Below are 18,169 nucleotides of genomic sequence, written 5' to 3'. Positions count from 1 at the left end.
GGCAGGCTAATGGCTACAAACCAAACAGGATGCCGAAAAACAGCACCATGCCGACATAATTGTTATTGTTGAATGCCCGGAAACAGTCATCTCGTTCACGCCCGGCAATCAACCGTTGCTGATAAGCAAACAAGGCAGCCGCCACCAGCACCGACCAGTAGAAGATCTGACTCAACCCCATCATCCTTCCTAATGCCAGCATCGCCACCAGCGTCATCAGTTGCAGTACGCCGATAATCAACGTGTCATGACGGCCAAACAAGATGGCGGTGGATTTTATCCCAATCTTGAGATCATCATCGCGATCCACCATCGCGTATTCGGTGTCATAGGCGACGGTCCAGCAAATGTAGGCAAAAAACATCAGCCAGCAGGCGGCAGGCAAGGATTCGCTAACGGCGGCATACGCCATCGGGATAGACCAGCCAAACGCCGCCCCTAAAACCAGTTGCGGCAGATGGCTAACACGCTTCATGAAGGGATAGACCCACGCCAGCGCCAGCGCGGCAACCGATAGCCAGATAGTCAACGGGTTCATGGTCAGTACCAGGCCAAACGCCAGCAATACCAGCACAACAAACAGTACCTTGGCAGATTGTTCGCTAACTAACCCGGCGGGCAACGGTCGTGCAGCAGTGCGTTTGACGTGCCCATCGAAATGGCGATCGGCGTAGTCATTAATCACACACCCTGCGGCACGCATCAAAAACACCCCGGCCACAAACACCAGTAACGTCCAGAGCGCCGGTGCGCCACGTCCTGCCAGCCATAATGCCCACAACGTCGGCCATAACAGCAATAACGTGCCAATCGGCCTATTGATACGCATCAAACGGAAATACGCACCCCAGCGTCCTGACGTTAACAATCTTTCCAACGCCTGATTCTCCTTTTGCATTCAGCCCTGATGGGCGTCGGGGAAATAAACGGGGGCATCCGGCAAGAATAGCTCGGTAATCAGCAACGGATTGCCCGACAAAAGCAAACGCGCACGCCGCACCCACAGCGCGCCACATCGACCTGTTTGAATCACATCGCGCGGCGGTGGCCCTTGCAGGAACAAATAACGCCCCAGTGGCGTATTGCCAATCTGCGTCAGGTCAATATCAGCCTCTTCCAGAGTCTGCTCCGGTATCACAGTGCGGCCGAATAACCAGGGCTTGCCGTCACCTGACAGCGTAACCTCACGTAGCCAATAGCGCTCACTCAACGGCAACAACGCCGCTTCACCCGCCACCTCTGGCGACGAGACAAATAGCTCCTGCCTGACTTGCACCGTCAGGCGTAAGCAATGCCGTTCAAGACGGCGCGTCATAGACTCGTGGTAAACCAGCCAGTCCATCACCGACGCAGGTAATTCTTCAGGCGCGCACCACTCAACCGAGTGCAGGCTAGCCAACGCCTCATCAGACATCTATTCCATTCCACCCGGTGTTTAATAAATAAAACGCGCTTATTGTAACGCAGAAGCTCATTGTAGCGAAGAAGCGTGCGCTGATAACAGGTTCCGAACCCCGCGTTAACGATTTGAGCGATTTTCACACAATATAGCTATCCAGCTCACAGCCTGTTGCAAATGCATGGTACGGCGTCACGCATCAGATGCGTTGTAAATAGATGCGTTGTGAGCATGTGCGTTGTAAAAATGTCACGGGCGAGCACAACACACCAGAGCGCTGGCTCCATAAAAAAAACTACCCGGCCAAAGCCGGGTAGTTTCTTGTGCGACGGGTATCGTAGCGAAGATATCGCTGCGACGGCTGATTACATCATGCCGCCCATACCACCCATGCCGCCCATGCCGCCAGCAGCACCTAAATCAGGCGCGTCGCCTTTCGGCAGCTCGGTCACCATACATTCGGTGGTGATCATCAGGCCCGCAACGGAAGCCGCGTACTGCAGAGCAGAACGGGTTACCTTGGTCGGATCCAGAATACCCATGTCGATCATGTTGCCATACTGCTCGGTAGCAGCGTTGTAACCGTAGTTACCTTCACCCGCTTTCACGTTGTTAGCAACCACAGACGGCTCTTCACCGGCGTTGGAAACGATCTGACGCAGCGGTGCTTCCATCGCACGCTGAGCAACTTTGATACCGACATTCTGCTCTTCGTTATCGCCTTTCAGGCCACTGATAGCAGTAGCAACGCGGATCAGCGCCACGCCGCCACCAGCAACCACGCCTTCTTCAACGGCAGCACGGGTCGCGTGCAGCGCATCTTCAACGCGGGCTTTCTTCTCTTTCATTTCGACTTCGGTCGCTGCACCGACTTTGATAACCGCAACACCGCCAGCCAGTTTAGCTACGCGTTCCTGCAGCTTTTCACGATCGTAGTCGGAAGTCGCTTCTTCGATCTGCTGGCGAATCTGAGTAACACGGCCCTGAATAGTGGCTTCATCACCCACGCCATCGATGATGGTGGTGGTGTCTTTGTTGATAACCACTCGTTTAGCCTGGCCCAGATCTTCCAGGGTCGCTTTTTCCAGCTCCAGACCGATTTCTTCAGAAATCACAGTACCGGCAGTCAGAGTAGCGATGTCCTGCAGCATAGCTTTACGACGGTCGCCGAAGCCCGGTGCTTTCACCGCAGCCACTTTCACGATACCGCGCATGGTGTTAACCACCAGCGTTGCCAGCGCTTCACCTTCTACGTCTTCAGCGATGATCAGCAGCGGTTTGCCCGCTTTGGCAACAGCTTCCAGCACCGGCAGCATTTCGCGGATGTTGGAGATTTTTTTGTCAGCCAGCAGGATGAACGGGCTTTCCAGTTCAACAGAACCGGTTTCCGGTTTGTTGATGAAGTACGGAGACAGGTAGCCGCGATCGAACTGCATACCCTCAACCACGTCCAGCTCGTCTTGCAGACCAGAGCCTTCTTCTACGGTGATCACGCCTTCTTTACCTACTTTTTCCATGGCTTCAGCGATCAGCTTGCCCACGGTTTCGTCGGAGTTGGCGGAGATGGTACCTACCTGAGCGATAGCTTTGGTATCAGCGCAAGGAACGGACAGTTTTTTCAGTTCTTCTACAGCAGCGATAACCGCTTTGTCGATACCGCGTTTCAGATCCATCGGGTTCATGCCCGCAGCAACGGCTTTCAGACCTTCGTTAACGATAGCCTGAGCCAGTACTGTCGCGGTGGTGGTGCCGTCGCCTGCTGCATCGTTAGCTTTAGAGGCAACTTCTTTCACCATCTGAGCGCCCATGTTTTCGAACTTGTCTTCCAGTTCGATTTCACGCGCAACGGACACGCCGTCTTTAGTGATGGTCGGCGAGCCGAAGGATTTGTCCAGTACTACGTTACGGCCTTTCGGGCCCAGAGTAACTTTTACTGCATCAGCCAGCACATTAACGCCACGCAACATTTTTACTCGAGCGTCATTACCGAATTTTACGTCTTTAGCTGCCATTGGTAGTTTCCCTTGAATTCGTTTCGTTCAGTTCACAGATGATTACGTAAGATTAGGCTTCAACAATCGCCAGAATGTCGCTTTCAGACATGATCAACACCTCTTCGTTGTCGATCTTCTCAGTCTTCACGCCATAGCCATCATTGAAAATGACGATATCGCCTACTTTCACGTCCAGCGGTTTCACTTCACCGTTTTCCAGGATACGGCCATGGCCAACAGCCAGGACTTCACCACGGGTGGATTTACCCGCTGCAGAACCGGTCAGAACGATGCCGCCAGCAGATTTTGACTCAACTTCTTTGCGCTTGACGATTACACGGTCATGCAATGGACGAATTTTCATTGATAGCTCTCCTTTGAGAAAGTCCATATCAGCTTAGGTTAAATGCCGGATGCATCTGACATCCGGCCTTGTGGTGAACTAAGTGGGGACGTTTCATGGCGCTTCAAGGGAGGAAAGAAATTTTTTTTGCATTAAATGAAATTTTTCTGCCAAACCCCGGCGACAAACGCGCCCGACGCCAGTCAACGCCCCACAGGAGCCAGATTTAACGCTGCGAGGAACCACCCGGTGGGTTGTCGTTGTGGTGATTATCGTTGTTATGGTCGTTGTGATGATCGTTGTCGGATTGATCCAGCCGCTCATGCTCATCTCTACGCTGAAACTCACCTTCAAACACATTGCCCTGACCACCCCGGTTATTCGGCCCCGGGCGACCACCCCAGACTTGCAGATGCGGCATCAGTTTAAGCGTCAGGTGTTTTTGTATCGGCGGCAACAACAGCAACAAGCCGAGAAAATCGGTGAAAAAACCCGGCACCACCAGCAGGAAACCGGCCAGGATCAACGACACGCTCTTAACCAGCTCGGCAGCCGGGCTTTCTCCCGCCTGCAGACGCTGCTGCATCAGCATAATGTTCTTCACTCCCTGGTTGCGCACCATGGAGATCCCAATGCAGGACGTCATCACGACCAACAGCAGCGTGACCGCAACGCCCAGCACATCGGCCACCCGAATAAAGAGGGAGACTTCGATGTAAACGAACAGAAAAATCAGTAAAAGCGGTAACCAGCGCACCCAAAGCTCCTGTGGTTAATAGCTAACTCATTGATAAAAATGTTTACTCAACATCACGCGGTGATACAGAACACCTCGCGCTGTCATCATGATCAGGTATGAAGATACGACCAGTCGGCGTGGTACAGTACCTTATACTCGTACACGCCATTTACCCATTATTGGCGGGCGCTGATCAAGGAGATGGTAGTGCAGTCGCCTTTTTTCAACCACGTTGATGAGGTATCTAACTATTTCTTTACGAGGTCATGACCCTCATCACAGTTCATGCGCCGGGAGAGAAATGACTGCCCATATGTGATCCGGGCAACGGAAATCACGTTAACCAACAGAATATCATAATAGCAACAGCAAGCATGGTGGTTAAACATTCTGCTGCTGTACTCCACGGTAAGACGATACACCCTATAAATTCTAATCGACAGAAGTATAAGAGAAGGCTCTCATGTCAGATAACATTCGTATTGAAGAAGATCTGTTAGGTACCAGAGAAGTTCCGGCTGATGCGTACTACGGCGTTCACACACTGCGTGCTATAGAAAACTTCTATATCAGCAACCAGAAAATCAGTGACGTGCCAGAATTTGTACGCGGCATGGTGATGGTGAAAAAAGCCGCTGCCATGGCCAACCGTGAACTCCAAACCATACCGCGCAAGATTGCCGACACCATCATCAAAGCCTGTGACGAAGTGTTGGTCAACGGCAAATGTCTGGATCAATTCCCGGTCGATGTTTTCCAAGGCGGCGCGGGTACATCCGTCAACATGAACACCAACGAAGTGCTGGCCAACATCGGTCTGGAACTGATGGGCCACAAAAAGGGGGAATACCAGTACCTGAACCCCAATGACCACGTCAACAAATGCCAGTCTACCAACGATGCCTACCCTACCGGTTTCCGTATCGCGGTATACACCAGCATTCTGAAACTGGTCGACGCGGTCACCGTACTGGGCGACGGCTTTGAACAAAAAGCGAAAGCATTCGAAAACATCCTGAAAATGGGCCGTACCCAGTTGCAGGATGCGGTACCGATGACGCTGGGCCAGGAGTTCCACGCTTTCAACGTACTGTTGAAAGAAGAGAACAAAAACCTGCTGCGCACCGCAGAACTGCTGCTGGAAGTGAACCTGGGCGCGACCGCTATCGGTACGCGTCTGAACACACCGGAAGGCTACCAGCAACTGGCGGTGCAGAAACTGGCCGAAGTCAGCAAACTGGCATGCGTACCGGCCGAAGACCTGATCGAAGCGACCTCTGACTGCGGTGCTTACGTCATGGTACACGGCGCGCTGAAACGCCTGGCGGTGAAACTGTCCAAGATCTGTAACGACCTGCGTCTGCTCTCTTCAGGTCCGCGTGCCGGTCTGAACGAAATCAACCTGCCGGAACTGCAGGCGGGCTCGTCCATTATGCCAGCCAAGGTCAACCCGGTTGTGCCGGAAGTCGTCAATCAGGTGTGCTTCAAAGTGATTGGCAACGACACCTGCGTCACCATGGCAGCCGAAGCCGGTCAGTTGCAGTTGAACGTGATGGAACCCGTAATCGGTCAGGCGATGTTCGAATCTACCCAGATTCTGACCAATGCCTGCTACAACCTGTTGGAAAAATGCGTCGAAGGCATCACCGCCAATAAAGACGTGTGCGAATCCTACGTGTTCAACTCTATCGGTATCGTCACCTACCTGAACCCGTTCATCGGTCACCACAACGGCGATATCGTCGGTAAGATTTGCGCCGAAACCGGTAAGAGCGTGCGTGAAGTGGTGCTGGAGCGCGGTCTGCTGACCGAAGCTGAGCTGGATGACATCTTCTCTGTACAGAACCTGATGCACCCGGCTTACAAGGCCAAACGCTACACCGAAGACCAAGACGCGTCCTAATTCCGCACCGTCTTCTCTGTAAGGCACGTCAGTCCATTAGGGCTGCGTGCCTTTGTTCTATCCACTCTTTTTTCCGCGCCGCAAAAGGCCGACCTGTAGCTACAACCATAAGAAAAAGATATGGAAAGACGTTTTGCAATGTCACGGGCAACAAAATCAGAAGGAACATCAACATGCTTATTCTGGAACTATTTATAGTACTCCTCGCTATTTATCTGGGCGCCAGGCTCGGCGGCATCGGTATCGGTTTTGCCGGCGGGTTGGGCGTACTGGTTTTAACGCTAGGGCTTCACATTAAACCGGGTGCTATCCCGTTCGATGTCATCGAAATCATCATGGCGGTTATCGCCGCTATCGCTGCCATGCAGATAGCCGGTGGTATGGACTATCTGGTCAGTCTGGCGGAAAAACTACTGCGCCGTCAGCCGCGTTACGTCACCTTTCTCGCTCCGTTGGTGACCTATTTCATGACGCTGCTGGCCGGTACCGGTCACACCGCGTTCTCTACGCTGCCAGTTATTGCTGAAGTGGCAAAAGAACAAGGCATCCGCCCGTCTCGTCCGCTGTCGATAGCGGTTGTCGCGTCACAAATCGCGATCACGGCTTCACCTATCTCTGCGGCGGTGGTTTTCGTCGCAGGTCTGCTCGAACCGAAAGGCGTGAGTTATCTGGCACTGCTTGGCATCTGCATCCCCAGTACGCTAATTGCCATTATGCTGACCGCTATCCTCACCAATTTCCTCGGCAAAGAGCTGAAAGATGATGAGATCTATCAGGAGCGTTTGCGTAAAGGTGAAGTCACACTGCGTGGTCACGGCCATCAGGAACTGAAACCCGGCGCCAAACTCTCCGTTGGACTGTTTCTTATCGGTATTATCGCCGTGGTAGTATACGCGACCGCCATCAGCGACACGGTTGGGCTGATTCAAAACCCGGTGCTGCCGCGTAACGAAGCGATCGTCGTCTTTATGCTGACAATCGCCACGCTTATCTGCATCACCTGCCGCGTTGATACCGCGCAGATCCTCAGCGCCAGTACCTTTAAATCCGGTATGAGTGCCTGTGTGTGCGTCATGGGTGTAGCCTGGCTGGGCGACACATTCGTTAAAGCACACATCACCGATATTCAGAGCACAGCGGGCACACTGTTGCAGAGCCATCCGTGGATGCTGGCCGTCGTGCTGTTCTTCGCCGCGACGCTGCTCTATTCACAGGCGGCTACCGCCAAGGCGCTGATGCCAGCGGCACTGATGTTGGGTGTGAGCCCGGTAACTGCTATCGCCTCGTTCGCTGCCGTATCGGCACTGTTCGTCCTGCCTACCTACCCCACCCTGTTGGCGGCGGTAGAAATGGATGACACCGGTTCTACTCGCATCGGTAAATATGTATTCAACCATGCGTTTTTGATCCCCGGTGTGGTGGCGATTTCGTTGTCGGTCGCCTTCGGCTTTATCGTGGGTAACATAGTGTTGTAACCCACCTTCCTTTCGTAAAGTTTTTTCGGATCGGCGTGCTGGCGCCGATCCAACCTTACGCTTCCCCACCTCACACGGTATAGTGTGTCCACCGTTACCGTTACCGTTATCGAGGTCACGATGTCTGATTCCAGCGACTCTCCGCTATTAAACAGCGAAACGTTACCCAACAGTGCCGTGGTAGTATTGTGTACCGCCCCCGATGAGCACTGCGCCCGACAACTGGCCCAATCGGCGCTGCAAGCGCATCTGGCTGCCTGTGTCACCTTACTGCCCGGCGCAATTTCCCTCTACCATTGGGAAGGCAAACTGGAACAGCAGACGGAGATTCAACTGCTGCTTAAAAGCGACAGGGAACACCAGTCCGCCCTGCTGACTCACCTGAAACAACAGCATCCTTACCAGACACCAGAACTGCTGGTGCTGCCGGTCGAGGGTGGCGACAGCGACTATCTCTCATGGCTCAACGCATCCTTACGCTGACGCTCCTGTGCCTCAGCCTGTTTTTCAGCCCGCTGGCACCGGCGCAAAACCCGTTCGGGCGCAGCGCCCAGTCTCAGTTTTTGACGGTCGACCAAGCCTTCACATTGGATTTTCAACAGCATGGCGATCAACTGACCGTCAGTTGGCAGATTCACCCTGGCTACTACCTGTATCGCCAGCAAATCAAGCTGGATAGCACGCTTATCGCGCCACCGGGTGTGACGCTGCCACCGGGCGAATCACACCGTGATGAATTTTTTGGCGATGTTTCTATTTACCGCCAGTCGCTGACGCTCAACATCCCCCTGCGTAATGTGCCGTCCGGTGCCACGCTGAGCATCACCTATCAGGGCTGTGCCGACGCAGGCTTCTGCTACCCGCCGGAAACCCGTTCGATACCGCTGAGTGCAACAAACGTCAGTTCTACAAACGCTAGTTCGATAAACGCCAGTACGACACACACCGACACACCTGCAACGCCAGCCGCCATCGTGCCGCAGCCAGACGCCACGCATACGCCGACGCTGCCGTTTTCGCCGTTATGGGCGTTGTTGATTGGTATCGGCGTGGCGTTCACGCCTTGCGTATTGCCGATGTATCCGCTGATCTCCGGGCTGATTCTCGGTCGTCAGCAACGTTTATCGACCGGTCGCACACTGCTGCTGACGCTGGTGTACGTGCAGGGCATGGCGTTGACCTACACCCTGCTCGGCCTGATCGTGGCCGCTGCCGGGCTGCGCTTTCAGGCGGCGTTGCAGCACCCTTATGTATTGACAGGCTTATCGGTCATGTTCGCGGCGCTGGCGCTATCCATGTTCGGCGTCTATAGCCTGCAGTTGCCGTCATCGTTGCAGACACGCCTGACGTTGTGGAGCAACCGCCAGCAAAGCGGTTCCGTTGTCGGGGTATTCGCGATGGGCGCACTGGCCGGGCTGATTTGCTCGCCCTGTACCACCGCGCCGCTTAGTGCGCTGCTGCTGTATATTGCGCAGAGTGGCAACCTGCTGGCGGGTGGCGGCTCACTGTATTTGTATGCACTGGGTATGGGCCTGCCGCTGATGGCGATTACCCTGTTCGGCAACCGGTTATTGCCCAAACGCGGCCCCTGGATGAATCACGTCAAAGAGGGGTTTGGGTTTGTCATTCTGGCATTGCCGGTCTTCCTGCTGGGAAGGGTGTTGGGCGATACCTGGGAGTGGCGACTGTGGGCGCTACTCGGCGTGGCATTTTTCGGCTGGGCGTTTGCCCTTAGCCTGCGCAGTCATGCCGGTGTCATGCGTGTGGTACAGATTCTGCTGTTACTGGGGGCGCTACTGGCAGCCCGCCCGTTACAGGATTGGTTCTTCACACCGGTACAGGCAGAGCCAACCCACACCAGCCAGCTGAGTTTTACGCCGACCAATACGCTGGCGGAACTGACGAGCGCGCTGAGTCACAACGATAACCGTATCACCATGCTTGATCTCTACGCCGACTGGTGCGTGGCCTGCAAGGAGTTCGAGAAATACACCTTCCGTGATGCGGCCGTGCAGCAGTCACTGTCTACCCTGCAGCGGCTACAGGCGAACGTCACCGCCAATGACGAAGCACAGCGAACGTTGCTGCAACAGTTAAACGTACTGGGGCTACCGACGATTCTGTTTTTTGATGCCAGCGGCCAGGAAATTCCCGGCTCACGCGTCACCGGCTTCATGGATGCCGCCGCCTTTGCCGCACATTTGCAAACGCTAAAACGCTAACCCGAGCGATAGCGGGCCGTCGGCACTGGGCTTGAAAGATAGCGGGGATAAACCACACTGGTTAGTGACAGTGAACAAGCAGGAGAAGCATGATGCAACGCGAAGAAGTACTGGAACAGGCGCTGGCGTTACTGGAGCAGCGCGGATTCGCCGACACAACGCTGGAGATGCTGGCAGACCAAGTGGGCGTTTCTCCCGCCGAACTCCTGCCCTACTGGCCCGACCGCGAGGCGCTGCTGTATGACAGCCTGCGTTACCACAGCCAGCAAATCAGTATCTGGCGCAAGCAGGTGCAGTTGGATGAACACCTCAGCACCGAACAAAAACTGCTGGAGCGCTACCAACGCTTACAGGACGCCGTCAGCCAGCACCGTTTTCCCGGTTGTCTGTTTATTGCGGCCTGCAGCGCCTATCCTGACCCACTCCACCCTATCCATCAGATTGCCGAGCAACAAAAGCAGGCCTCGTACCAGTACACCAAAGCCCTGCTCGAAGAGCTGGAAACCGACGACACCGACATGGTGGCCCTACAGCTAGAACTGATTCTGGAAGGCTGCCTGAGCAAGTTACTGGTAAAACGCCAGTTATCCGATGTCACCGTGGCAAAACGGCTGGCAGAAGACGTACTGCGGGTCGCCATGTGCCGTAAACACGGCGCGCTGGCGTAATGTTTTCATGCCCGACGTCCTCTGAAAGCACGGCATCGCGCCGGATGTTGTTGTTTATTTACGCAAAAACCGCATAAACGCTGAAAAAGCAGCCAAACCGTCAAAAAGTGGGTGAATTCACGTTGACGCAGACGCCTGAATCCGGTTTAATGCGCCCCGTTGCCCGGATAGCTCAGTCGGTAGAGCAGGGGATTGAAAATCCCCGTGTCCTTGGTTCGATTCCGAGTCCGGGCACCACTTATTTAGAAAAACCAGCCTACGGGCTGGTTTTTTGCTTTTCAGCTTGCGGACTCTCCATCGAACGACGTTCGATGACTCGCTTCTTTGAAGCTAGTGACGTGTCAGCGCAGCAATTGCGACTGAAACCGATACTACCTGCCAACCAAAACTCGCTTACCTTTCAATTATCACCAGCCATTTACTGATGCGCACTCAACAACGCTGCACTTATGTTTTCTACATCGTGCCAGACCCACAGAAAAAGCGGGCTATTAAACTGCAGCTCAATAGCATCAAACACGTCATCGCGAATCCCGCTGGAAGCGCGGCACCGACACGTTTTTCAGGTTTATACGTTTTGAGGAGTCGAGTAAGTTGGCATTGAATTTTGGCTAATTGCTGAACAACAACGCGGGGTATATACTGAAAGTATGCATAGAAGAGGAGCACTATCATGAAACACCGCGTTAGCGTTACCGTGGACAAAGACAATTATCAGATTGAATCTTTACCACCTTACTTCAGACTCATTTTATTTATAAGAGTCAATGTAGGTATATAAATCACAAGAGCAATAATGAATAATATAAACTGTAAAATATAAATGTATTTGGGTACGTTTGTTATCAACTGAAACCCAGTGTAAGAGACAATAGCAATCATAGATATAACGAATATCATAACTTGGAATAATTGAAAATTATCATACTTCTTCCTATTCTCATTGACATATAAGGTTTTACTTAATAATTGCCCATACATTATTGATATCGCCAAAGAATAGTCAGGTATCATTATTATCTCTTCGGAAATCCCCTTCATAACCTTAACAACAACTAATAAAAGGAAAGGTAACACAACGAATAGTGCATCTGCTATAGCGGCAGAGTAGTTCGGTCTACTCATTGGATAAATCCAAAATAATTTGTTCAATTTCCGCCTGGGGTATAACCTCAAGCACCTCTATAATTTCATCCTTAATAACTTTCGCACGAGACTGATTATTAGTAATCTGCTTGCTTACAAGTCTTACAAGCAAAGCATCACCAGGCCAAAAAATGACTTTATGACCTCTCCATTTAGCAAGCCATTTCTCATCTAATATTTTAGCTTTTACTATTTTAGATTTCCGTTTTGAACTTTGAAATTCCCACTGAGAGCTTCCAACATAGTCTGGTCTTTTAATTATCAGTAATTCCTTACTAGGAAAGGAAATAACATTATTTTCAAATAACTCATCTGGTGTCCTTGGGAATGAGAATTTTTTGCTAATCTGCTTAAATTTATCATTTAACCCAAATGCAGTAGAGTCAGTTGGCGCAAGTTTCTGCGAACCTTCATAGATAAGTTTTAAGTTTTTAGCCACTTCATACTGATTGGCATCACAACCACATATAACATTATCATTTGCTGCCAAATTTTCATATACTTTTTCTGTGAAGTTTTTCAAATCCCCTTCAGAATCAATTTTACCAACGGTAGATATAGCCCCCTCCAAACCATAAAAAACGCTATCAAATATAGCTTTTAAGCTTAATTGTTTAGATTTATCATGTATGCTATGAACTATATCAGCGATAAGAGACCCTTCACGAGTTTTACGCAATCCAGACTGAACACTGATCTCACCATCAAATCCTTTAATAAATTCAGCCTGAAGACCATTAAAGCCTCGTACATAAAACCCCATGGCTTCGAAAACCCGCTCAGGTCTATCGAGCAAATTTTCATCAAAAGTGATTTTTATCGAATACTGTAGCGCCATTCTAATGTCCATAAATGAAGATCATTTTTTGATAAAGTTATTTATCACATGAAAATTAAAAGGTTACAAATATTTCTTAAATTTCCCAATTACCACCGATACCGTGATTCTCATCAACAGCACAGTAGGCTGTAATCGGAGATTCGTGCTACATCGGAATGGCACCAGCAGATTATGTATGCAGAGAAGATAAACAGCCTGTCTGGCAAAGCACTTGGCACAGTGATAGAAAAATCGATTCTTACCCTATATCGTAGATGCCGCCAATCACGCCTGACTATAGACTATACCATCTAATCTCCCTACCAAGGCCACTAAAATAAACAGCATACCGATGGTACCAGAATATTCCGCCTACATCGCGAAAACCAGAGCAACATACACCGGGCTCATCAGGTATTGACACACGTAGAGCGTTTATACATAGCACGAATTCTGTCGCTACACTGCCATAGCAGTCACCTTCCCAACCGTGAACGACATATCAAATCCTGCTGAAAATTCGAAAATTTATTCTTTTTTTTCAGTTATCGGCCTATAATAATACTGGTTCTTTCCAACCTTTATTTAGTGGCAAATCTTTGCCAATAAGTAATTCTTCACTTATACAGTCTCCATATAATAATGAGAAATAATTTCGTAATTTACACTAGCAATTTTAACAATGATTCTGATTAAAAGACACTACTAGGAATAACGAGGCCACCATTGAATATCAAAGAAATAGAAAGAGAAATTGATTCAGCATTCGAGGATAGTATCCTCACATCAATACCTTACTCTCAAGCCGTGTGGGAGCTATTGTCATACTTGGAGTATAAACATTATCAATTGACGAATATGAATGGCTCTAGTCATGACAAATCAGCAGGTGTTGATAACATGATTAACTTTATTACACATCCACTCAGAGTTTGCTTCAAAAAATGTAAGCGAAAAAAGTATGCAATAACAAGTTATTATTCAAAGCCAAACGCTAATGCTGCACATGAGTGGTATGAAAAATCCTCTAGCTACAACAATTTTTGCTCAATATTCCCTCTTTTTCATAGCGGGGTTCTATCAATTGAGGCCATCAGGGATGAGTTAAAAACAAATAAAGATCTGTCACAAGGAATTCCTTATGAAGCCTATAACAGATTTTTTCATAAAACAGGATCACATGAGCAGTCTAATGTTGACACTCTGTCAATTCTTCAATCTATAAAAGAATATTCATTTTATTTCAATGGGAAACTTGCAATATCATGGAATTCATCTTTATCAAAAACTGTAACTAGTATTTTTGAACAGTCACAATCGGTTAGATATCACCTCCCTGAGCATTGGCAGTTTTCACACTTCGCATTAGGAGAGTTCCGTAAAATCGCTATTACCATTTCGGCTTTATCTTATGCTCGTTATGCAATTACAACAATAAATGCAGAACAGTTCCCTGAAAATGGATATTCGCAAAGAGTATGGGTTATACCCAAAAATGAGTTAATCAGAATTCTCACTGAGTCATCAGGATATGAGGAGTCTAAAATTGTTAGCATCCTAGAGTATTTAACATTTGGCGCCAAGGGTATTATTCATCCTGATGTAGCCACACAACCTCTCTTTGATTGTGAAGATGGAAATTATGCAATCTCTCCATTTTTATTCATTAATTCAGATATAGAACGAAACATCTGTGTTCTACTCAATCAGATAGAAGATGATAAAATAATTTACTCCTCACTAGTCGATGAAAAAGAGAGAATCCTATACAAGGATATAAAAAACAAATTGTCTTTACAAGGCTACCGTTGTGAATCTGGAAAAGTATCAGGTACAGATTTAGACTTAGCAATCATTGATGAAAAAAATAAAACTGTATTAACAGTTGAACTTAAATGGTTTATTGAACCAGCAGAAGTCAGAGAGATAAATAAAAGATCTCAAGAAATAAAAAAAGGGATTAAACAAGCAAAAATTATTCAATCTTTACTAAACTCACATGATGAAAATCTATATAAAAACATATTGAAAATTGACAGTAATTACAGTCACTATTCAATAGTTGGCTCATTCAACTGGATTGGATATGATCTCATTCAGGATAAAAAAATCCCCGTGATAAAGATTGGCCATTTATTGAGTATAATAGAAAGTGAAAAAAATTTAGAAGGTGTCATTAGCATCCTAAAAAATAGACAATACCTACCTATACCAAACATAGATTATAAAGTTGTCACTTTCAGTATTAAATCAGGAAACTGGACGTGTGAATGGTACGGTTTAAAGAGTTTGACTGAATAATTTAGCCAACTGAATTTTATTCATTGTATTATTGAAAAAATATCTTTTACGATACAACATATCCAGGTGGTTCGGGGAATAAAATATTTGCTGTTAAAGCACAAGGGAAATTAAAAGCACTAGATATCCAGTTCCGCCTAAACAAGATCTTGTCTCCCTATCTTAATGACAAAGTTGAGCCTTTCCCAAAAACAGACAAGGCTCAATTTTAGGTATTTGTGGACTTCATAACCACCAGAATGAAAGATTTACTAGCAGCTCTAGTATAAAGCTGGGAATGTAAGCATACCTGTTTTACACGCTTATACTTTTCGAGATTTTCAGAAACAGTTACCGTTTTAAGTTAATGACTCCCAAGCAAATCCCTTAACGTCACCATCAGCACCATCGGATCTATCGGTGAAGGTTCAAACCCCACCCGCAGGTAAAATGCTCTCGCCTCATCAGACAGCGCATGAACCAACATCCCGCGAATACCGATAGTATCCGCCACCTGAATCACCCGCAACCCAGCGTCCCGTACCAGCGCTCGGCCAACACCCTGACCATGTAATGATTTATCCACCGCCAGACGTCCCAGCACTACTACCGGAATCGGATCGGGCATATTGCGGCGAAAGCGCCCAGGGGCGAAATTCGTTGCTACGGCGCTGGAAGCCAATGAGTAATACGCCAACACTTTTGAATCATCGCAACTGACGAAAGTTCGTGATGCTCCAGTGACCTGATTTTTCATCGCCCGTAGTTTTAGCCAGTTGTCCATGGACTCCACGCCGCAACAAAATGAAGATAGTACATGTTCGGTGCGAAGTGGCTCAGGGGCGGATATCATTTTTTCAATTCCCACGGTGCAGGTGTTTGCATCGTTTTGCGCAGTTCAGCATTCGGCGAAGGAGCCTGATCCAAACGGGTGAGGAATTCCTGATAAGCATCGGGATCTGCCATGATGATGCGCTGATCGATCAATGCTTCCTCTGCGGCAGCGCGAGCAGCTTCGAGGACAAAATCAGTACGATTTTTTCCTCTGGCCTTCGCAGCACGATCAATAAGATCTCGTTCGGCGGGCCTGATGCGTAAATTCAATGTTTCGCGTTTCACAGAAACGTTGTTCGTCGCTGGCATGCTGTTATCCTCCGGCCAACACTCTGGATATTAATTATACAGCAGCGTAACGCTAATGTCATTACGATTTATCGACATCACAGGGCACCAAACCAAAGGAACGAACTCAATTCAACTCCCTGACCCCATACCCAACGACCACTTTGTTTTCCGCCAGACTTTTGGTGACCACGGTTCCGGCCCCCACTTTGACGTTATCCCCCACGGTAATGTCGCCCAGCAGAATAGCGTTCGCGCCCAGTTCTACCTGATTGCCCAGTACCGGGCTTTTCGTCACCTGACCATCACGGTTGAGCACGCTGCCAATGGTCACGCCCTGGCGTAATGTGCAGTTATCCCCGATAACAACGTCGGCATTCAGCACAATGCAGTGAGGGTGATATATCTTCAGCCCAAAACCGATTTGGGTTCTGTGTGGGATCTCCACACAGAACACCCACTCATTGATTACCTTGTTCAGAATAACAAAAGGGAGACTGACTATTTTCAGCAGCAGATTTGACGACTGCCAGATAGTTGAAAGACGAAATAACAGGATGACCAGTTTAGATTTAATACTGCCTGCCGTATTCACTTCTCGCCATACATGGCTAATATTTTTCAGCATAATAATGTCTATTATTTATTATTCCGCGCTTAGCGCACGATGATAGTAGAAACCCGATACCAGCCATCGGCCTGCTTACCTTCATTGGCAAGATTAATTCGCGACACGCCTTTGGCATCCAACATCGCCACATCAATATTATATTGCCCGGCCGGTAATGATTCGGGCATGTCCAACTGGTAGACGCAGTTATGTTGCCCCGGCAACCAGGTCCGGAGGTCTTCCGTCGTTTTTCCCATGACCATAACGCTGTTGGCGTCATTGACCACGCGGTAGGCCAAATCATATTTCAGATAAACCGGCGCTACGCCATCGTTAAACCATTGGCTGCTTAATATCAGGCTCTGCCCTGTTGCCAGTTCAGATTCATGAGTTAACGACGCCAGGCGAAAACGATACCCCAATTTGGTGAGCGCGTTATCCACAATGTCCCGATATTGCGCCGGTACGGCGCGCGATTTCAGGTTAATGGTACTGGCATGTTGCGCCAGCGCCCAGTCAAACGTCGCTTGTACTTGCTCCCGTGAATAGTACTGAACGCTTAACCACTCCGACATATAACCGCAGATTTCCAGGCTCACCGGCGCACGTTGCCACGCAGCACTAAAACCGGGATACGCCACCTCTGCCGCTTGCAGCCGCGCAGGATAATCGTCCTTCATGTGGCTCCATCCCGTTGAAAAGTTATGCCAGTCTCCCCAGCAATCTGCGCGCCATCCCGCACCTTGTTTCACGGCATAGGCCAGCGTGTCTCCCCCGCTAATTAACATCACTTTGGGGCTTTGGGGAAACGCGTTGAAAAACAGGGTGACGTACTTATTTAACTGGGCCGGGATGTAGCGTTCCAGCAACGGCTTAATCGAGGGGAAATTACTGTTATGCCATTCCCCCCAGGAGCCGACCAACCCAATATCGACATAAGCCAGATTCGCATTGCCGTCATAACGGCGGCCAAAAGCGTTAAGCAAACGCTGGCTATATTCGATAAACACCGGGTCATCCCAGTCCGGCACAAAGGTTTTTTTATCCGGCGTCCACTCGCCCTTAATGCCTTTTTGGATCAACCAGTCGGGGATCTTCGAGCCACTGGCGGGTTCATCCAGCGCCATAAAACGCAGCCCAACCCCCATCGCTGGCTGGTGTTGCCGGGCCTGCGCAAAAACCGCATCCACCAGTTGAAAGTTATAACGGCCTTCCACCGGCTCCAGGTCGCTCCAGTAAAAGCGATCGTATTCAATGCCCGTGTCAGGGTAATCAGCCAGCGATAAGGTCGTGCCATTCCCCCGGTTAAAGCTGGCGACGCCAGTACCCGGGTTCGTGAGCGGGCCGTTTATCCCTCGCAGGGTCACGGTCGTCATGGATGCGACAGCGACACTCAAAACCGAAAATAACATCCCTCCCAGTACGATCATTTTAAAACGCATTGATGA

16 protein-coding genes and 1 tRNA gene are annotated in these 18,169 nt (G+C 49.5%); 7 read left to right on the top strand and 10 right to left on the bottom strand.

What is annotated here, in order from left to right; all coding sequences use genetic code 11:
- Positions 1-13: 13 nt before the first annotated feature.
- The 5 genes from ubiA to DZE2538_RS02700 all read right to left on the bottom strand — a co-directional run bounded on the left by ubiA (position 14) and on the right by DZE2538_RS02700 (position 4,493).
- Positions 14-898 (bottom strand): 4-hydroxybenzoate octaprenyltransferase, encoded by an 885-nt coding sequence (ubiA, locus tag DZE2538_RS02720; protein WP_012883283.1) that lies wholly within the window; start codon positions 896-898, stop codon positions 14-16.
- Positions 899-1,414, bottom strand: a complete 516-nt coding sequence (gene ubiC, locus DZE2538_RS02715) for a chorismate lyase (protein ID WP_019843760.1) — start codon at positions 1,412-1,414, stop codon at positions 899-901.
- A 350-nt stretch (positions 1,415-1,764) separates the two neighbouring features.
- Positions 1,765-3,411, bottom strand: a complete 1,647-nt coding sequence (groL, locus tag DZE2538_RS02710; RefSeq protein WP_019843759.1) for a chaperonin GroEL — start codon at positions 3,409-3,411, stop codon at positions 1,765-1,767.
- Between the two features lie 52 nt (positions 3,412-3,463).
- Positions 3,464-3,757 (bottom strand): co-chaperone GroES, encoded by a 294-nt coding sequence (locus tag DZE2538_RS02705; RefSeq protein ID WP_013316258.1) that lies wholly within the window; start codon positions 3,755-3,757, stop codon positions 3,464-3,466.
- A gap of 205 nt (positions 3,758-3,962) precedes the next feature.
- Positions 3,963-4,493: an FxsA family protein gene (locus tag DZE2538_RS02700; protein WP_038915532.1), complete on the bottom strand. Its 531-nt coding sequence runs from the start codon at positions 4,491-4,493 to the stop codon at positions 3,963-3,965.
- Between the two features lie 445 nt (positions 4,494-4,938).
- Here DZE2538_RS02700 and aspA point away from each other — a divergent pair, with 445 nt between their 5' ends.
- From aspA to DZE2538_RS02670, 6 genes are all read left to right on the top strand, one after another.
- Positions 4,939-6,378, top strand: a complete 1,440-nt coding sequence (gene aspA, locus DZE2538_RS02695; RefSeq protein ID WP_019843757.1) for an aspartate ammonia-lyase — start codon at positions 4,939-4,941, stop codon at positions 6,376-6,378.
- A 173-nt stretch (positions 6,379-6,551) separates the two neighbouring features.
- Positions 6,552-7,853, top strand: a complete 1,302-nt coding sequence (locus tag DZE2538_RS02690; RefSeq protein ID WP_019843755.1) for an anaerobic C4-dicarboxylate transporter — start codon at positions 6,552-6,554, stop codon at positions 7,851-7,853.
- Positions 7,854-7,973: 120 nt separating this feature from the next.
- Positions 7,974-8,336: a divalent cation tolerance protein CutA gene (cutA, locus tag DZE2538_RS02685; RefSeq protein ID WP_026357802.1), complete on the top strand. Its 363-nt coding sequence runs from the start codon at positions 7,974-7,976 to the stop codon at positions 8,334-8,336.
- The gene (locus DZE2538_RS02680; RefSeq protein ID WP_038915531.1) at positions 8,312-10,075 is read left to right on the top strand and encodes a protein-disulfide reductase DsbD; all 1,764 of its coding nucleotides are present in this window, start codon (positions 8,312-8,314) and stop codon (positions 10,073-10,075) included. The genes cutA and DZE2538_RS02680 overlap by 25 nt, the downstream gene beginning before the upstream one ends.
- Before the next feature lie 92 nt (positions 10,076-10,167).
- Positions 10,168-10,743: a division control transcriptional repressor DicD gene (gene dicD / locus DZE2538_RS02675; protein ID WP_038915530.1), complete on the top strand. Its 576-nt coding sequence runs from the start codon at positions 10,168-10,170 to the stop codon at positions 10,741-10,743.
- A 161-nt stretch (positions 10,744-10,904) separates the two neighbouring features.
- Positions 10,905-10,980 (top strand) — tRNA-Phe (locus DZE2538_RS02670).
- A gap of 880 nt (positions 10,981-11,860) precedes the next feature.
- On the opposite strand, the gene DZE2538_RS02660 is transcribed toward DZE2538_RS02670, so the two are convergent.
- The gene (locus DZE2538_RS02660) at positions 11,861-12,727 is read right to left on the bottom strand and encodes a hypothetical protein (protein ID WP_038917096.1); all 867 of its coding nucleotides are present in this window, start codon (positions 12,725-12,727) and stop codon (positions 11,861-11,863) included.
- A gap of 708 nt (positions 12,728-13,435) precedes the next feature.
- Here DZE2538_RS02660 and DZE2538_RS02655 point away from each other — a divergent pair.
- Complete coding sequence (locus tag DZE2538_RS02655; RefSeq protein ID WP_152486113.1) at positions 13,436-15,010, top strand: hypothetical protein; 1,575 nt, start codon at positions 13,436-13,438, stop codon at positions 15,008-15,010.
- 343 nt (positions 15,011-15,353) lie between these two features.
- Here the strand turns inward: DZE2538_RS02655 and DZE2538_RS02650 are convergent, their stop codons facing one another.
- From DZE2538_RS02650 to DZE2538_RS02635, 4 genes are all read right to left on the bottom strand, one after another.
- The gene (locus tag DZE2538_RS02650; protein ID WP_038915527.1) at positions 15,354-15,842 is read right to left on the bottom strand and encodes a GNAT family N-acetyltransferase; all 489 of its coding nucleotides are present in this window, start codon (positions 15,840-15,842) and stop codon (positions 15,354-15,356) included.
- Positions 15,839-16,132 (bottom strand): type II toxin-antitoxin system TacA family antitoxin, encoded by a 294-nt coding sequence (locus tag DZE2538_RS02645; RefSeq protein WP_038915526.1) that lies wholly within the window; start codon positions 16,130-16,132, stop codon positions 15,839-15,841. The genes DZE2538_RS02650 and DZE2538_RS02645 overlap by 4 nt, the downstream gene beginning before the upstream one ends.
- A gap of 106 nt (positions 16,133-16,238) precedes the next feature.
- On the bottom strand, positions 16,239-16,739 hold the full coding sequence (locus DZE2538_RS02640) for a serine acetyltransferase (protein ID WP_038915525.1): 501 nt from the start codon (positions 16,737-16,739) through the stop codon (positions 16,239-16,241).
- A 29-nt stretch (positions 16,740-16,768) separates the two neighbouring features.
- Positions 16,769-18,163 carry a DUF4832 domain-containing protein gene (locus DZE2538_RS02635; RefSeq protein ID WP_038915524.1) on the bottom strand — a complete coding sequence of 465 codons (1,395 nt, stop codon included), beginning with the start codon at positions 18,161-18,163 and terminating at the stop codon, positions 16,769-16,771.
- Positions 18,164-18,169 lie beyond the last annotated feature (6 nt).

This window comes from Dickeya zeae NCPPB 2538, assembly GCF_000406165.1.
GTDB classification, from domain to species: domain Bacteria; phylum Pseudomonadota; class Gammaproteobacteria; order Enterobacterales; family Enterobacteriaceae; genus Dickeya; species Dickeya zeae.
Note: the sequence above shows the minus strand (reverse complement) of the source record. Positions and strands in the feature narration are given on the sequence as shown.

Bases quoted from the DNA above. Each gene is read 5' to 3' on its own strand.
- DZE2538_RS02635 (WP_038915524.1), bottom strand. From the start codon at position 18,163: ATGCGTTTTAAAATGATCGTACTGGGAGGGATGTTATTTTCGGTTTTG.
- dicD (WP_038915530.1), top strand. From the start codon at position 10,168: ATGCAACGCGAAGAAGTACTGGAACAGGCGCTGGCGTTACTGGAGCAG.
- DZE2538_RS02690 (WP_019843755.1), top strand. From the start codon at position 6,552: ATGCTTATTCTGGAACTATTTATAGTACTCCTCGCTATTTATCTGGGC.
- ubiC (WP_019843760.1), bottom strand. From the start codon at position 1,414: ATGTCTGATGAGGCGTTGGCTAGCCTGCACTCGGTTGAGTGGTGCGCG.
- DZE2538_RS02640 (WP_038915525.1), bottom strand. From the start codon at position 16,739: ATGCTGAAAAATATTAGCCATGTATGGCGAGAAGTGAATACGGCAGGC.
- aspA (WP_019843757.1), top strand. From the start codon at position 4,939: ATGTCAGATAACATTCGTATTGAAGAAGATCTGTTAGGTACCAGAGAA.
- DZE2538_RS02680 (WP_038915531.1), top strand. From the start codon at position 8,312: ATGGCTCAACGCATCCTTACGCTGACGCTCCTGTGCCTCAGCCTGTTT.
- cutA (WP_026357802.1), top strand. From the start codon at position 7,974: ATGTCTGATTCCAGCGACTCTCCGCTATTAAACAGCGAAACGTTACCC.
- ubiA (WP_012883283.1), bottom strand. From the start codon at position 898: ATGCAAAAGGAGAATCAGGCGTTGGAAAGATTGTTAACGTCAGGACGC.
- DZE2538_RS02705 (WP_013316258.1), bottom strand. From the start codon at position 3,757: ATGAAAATTCGTCCATTGCATGACCGTGTAATCGTCAAGCGCAAAGAA.
- DZE2538_RS02660 (WP_038917096.1), bottom strand. From the start codon at position 12,727: ATGGCGCTACAGTATTCGATAAAAATCACTTTTGATGAAAATTTGCTC.
- DZE2538_RS02650 (WP_038915527.1), bottom strand. From the start codon at position 15,842: ATGATATCCGCCCCTGAGCCACTTCGCACCGAACATGTACTATCTTCA.
- groL (WP_019843759.1), bottom strand. From the start codon at position 3,411: ATGGCAGCTAAAGACGTAAAATTCGGTAATGACGCTCGAGTAAAAATG.
- DZE2538_RS02645 (WP_038915526.1), bottom strand. From the start codon at position 16,132: ATGCCAGCGACGAACAACGTTTCTGTGAAACGCGAAACATTGAATTTA.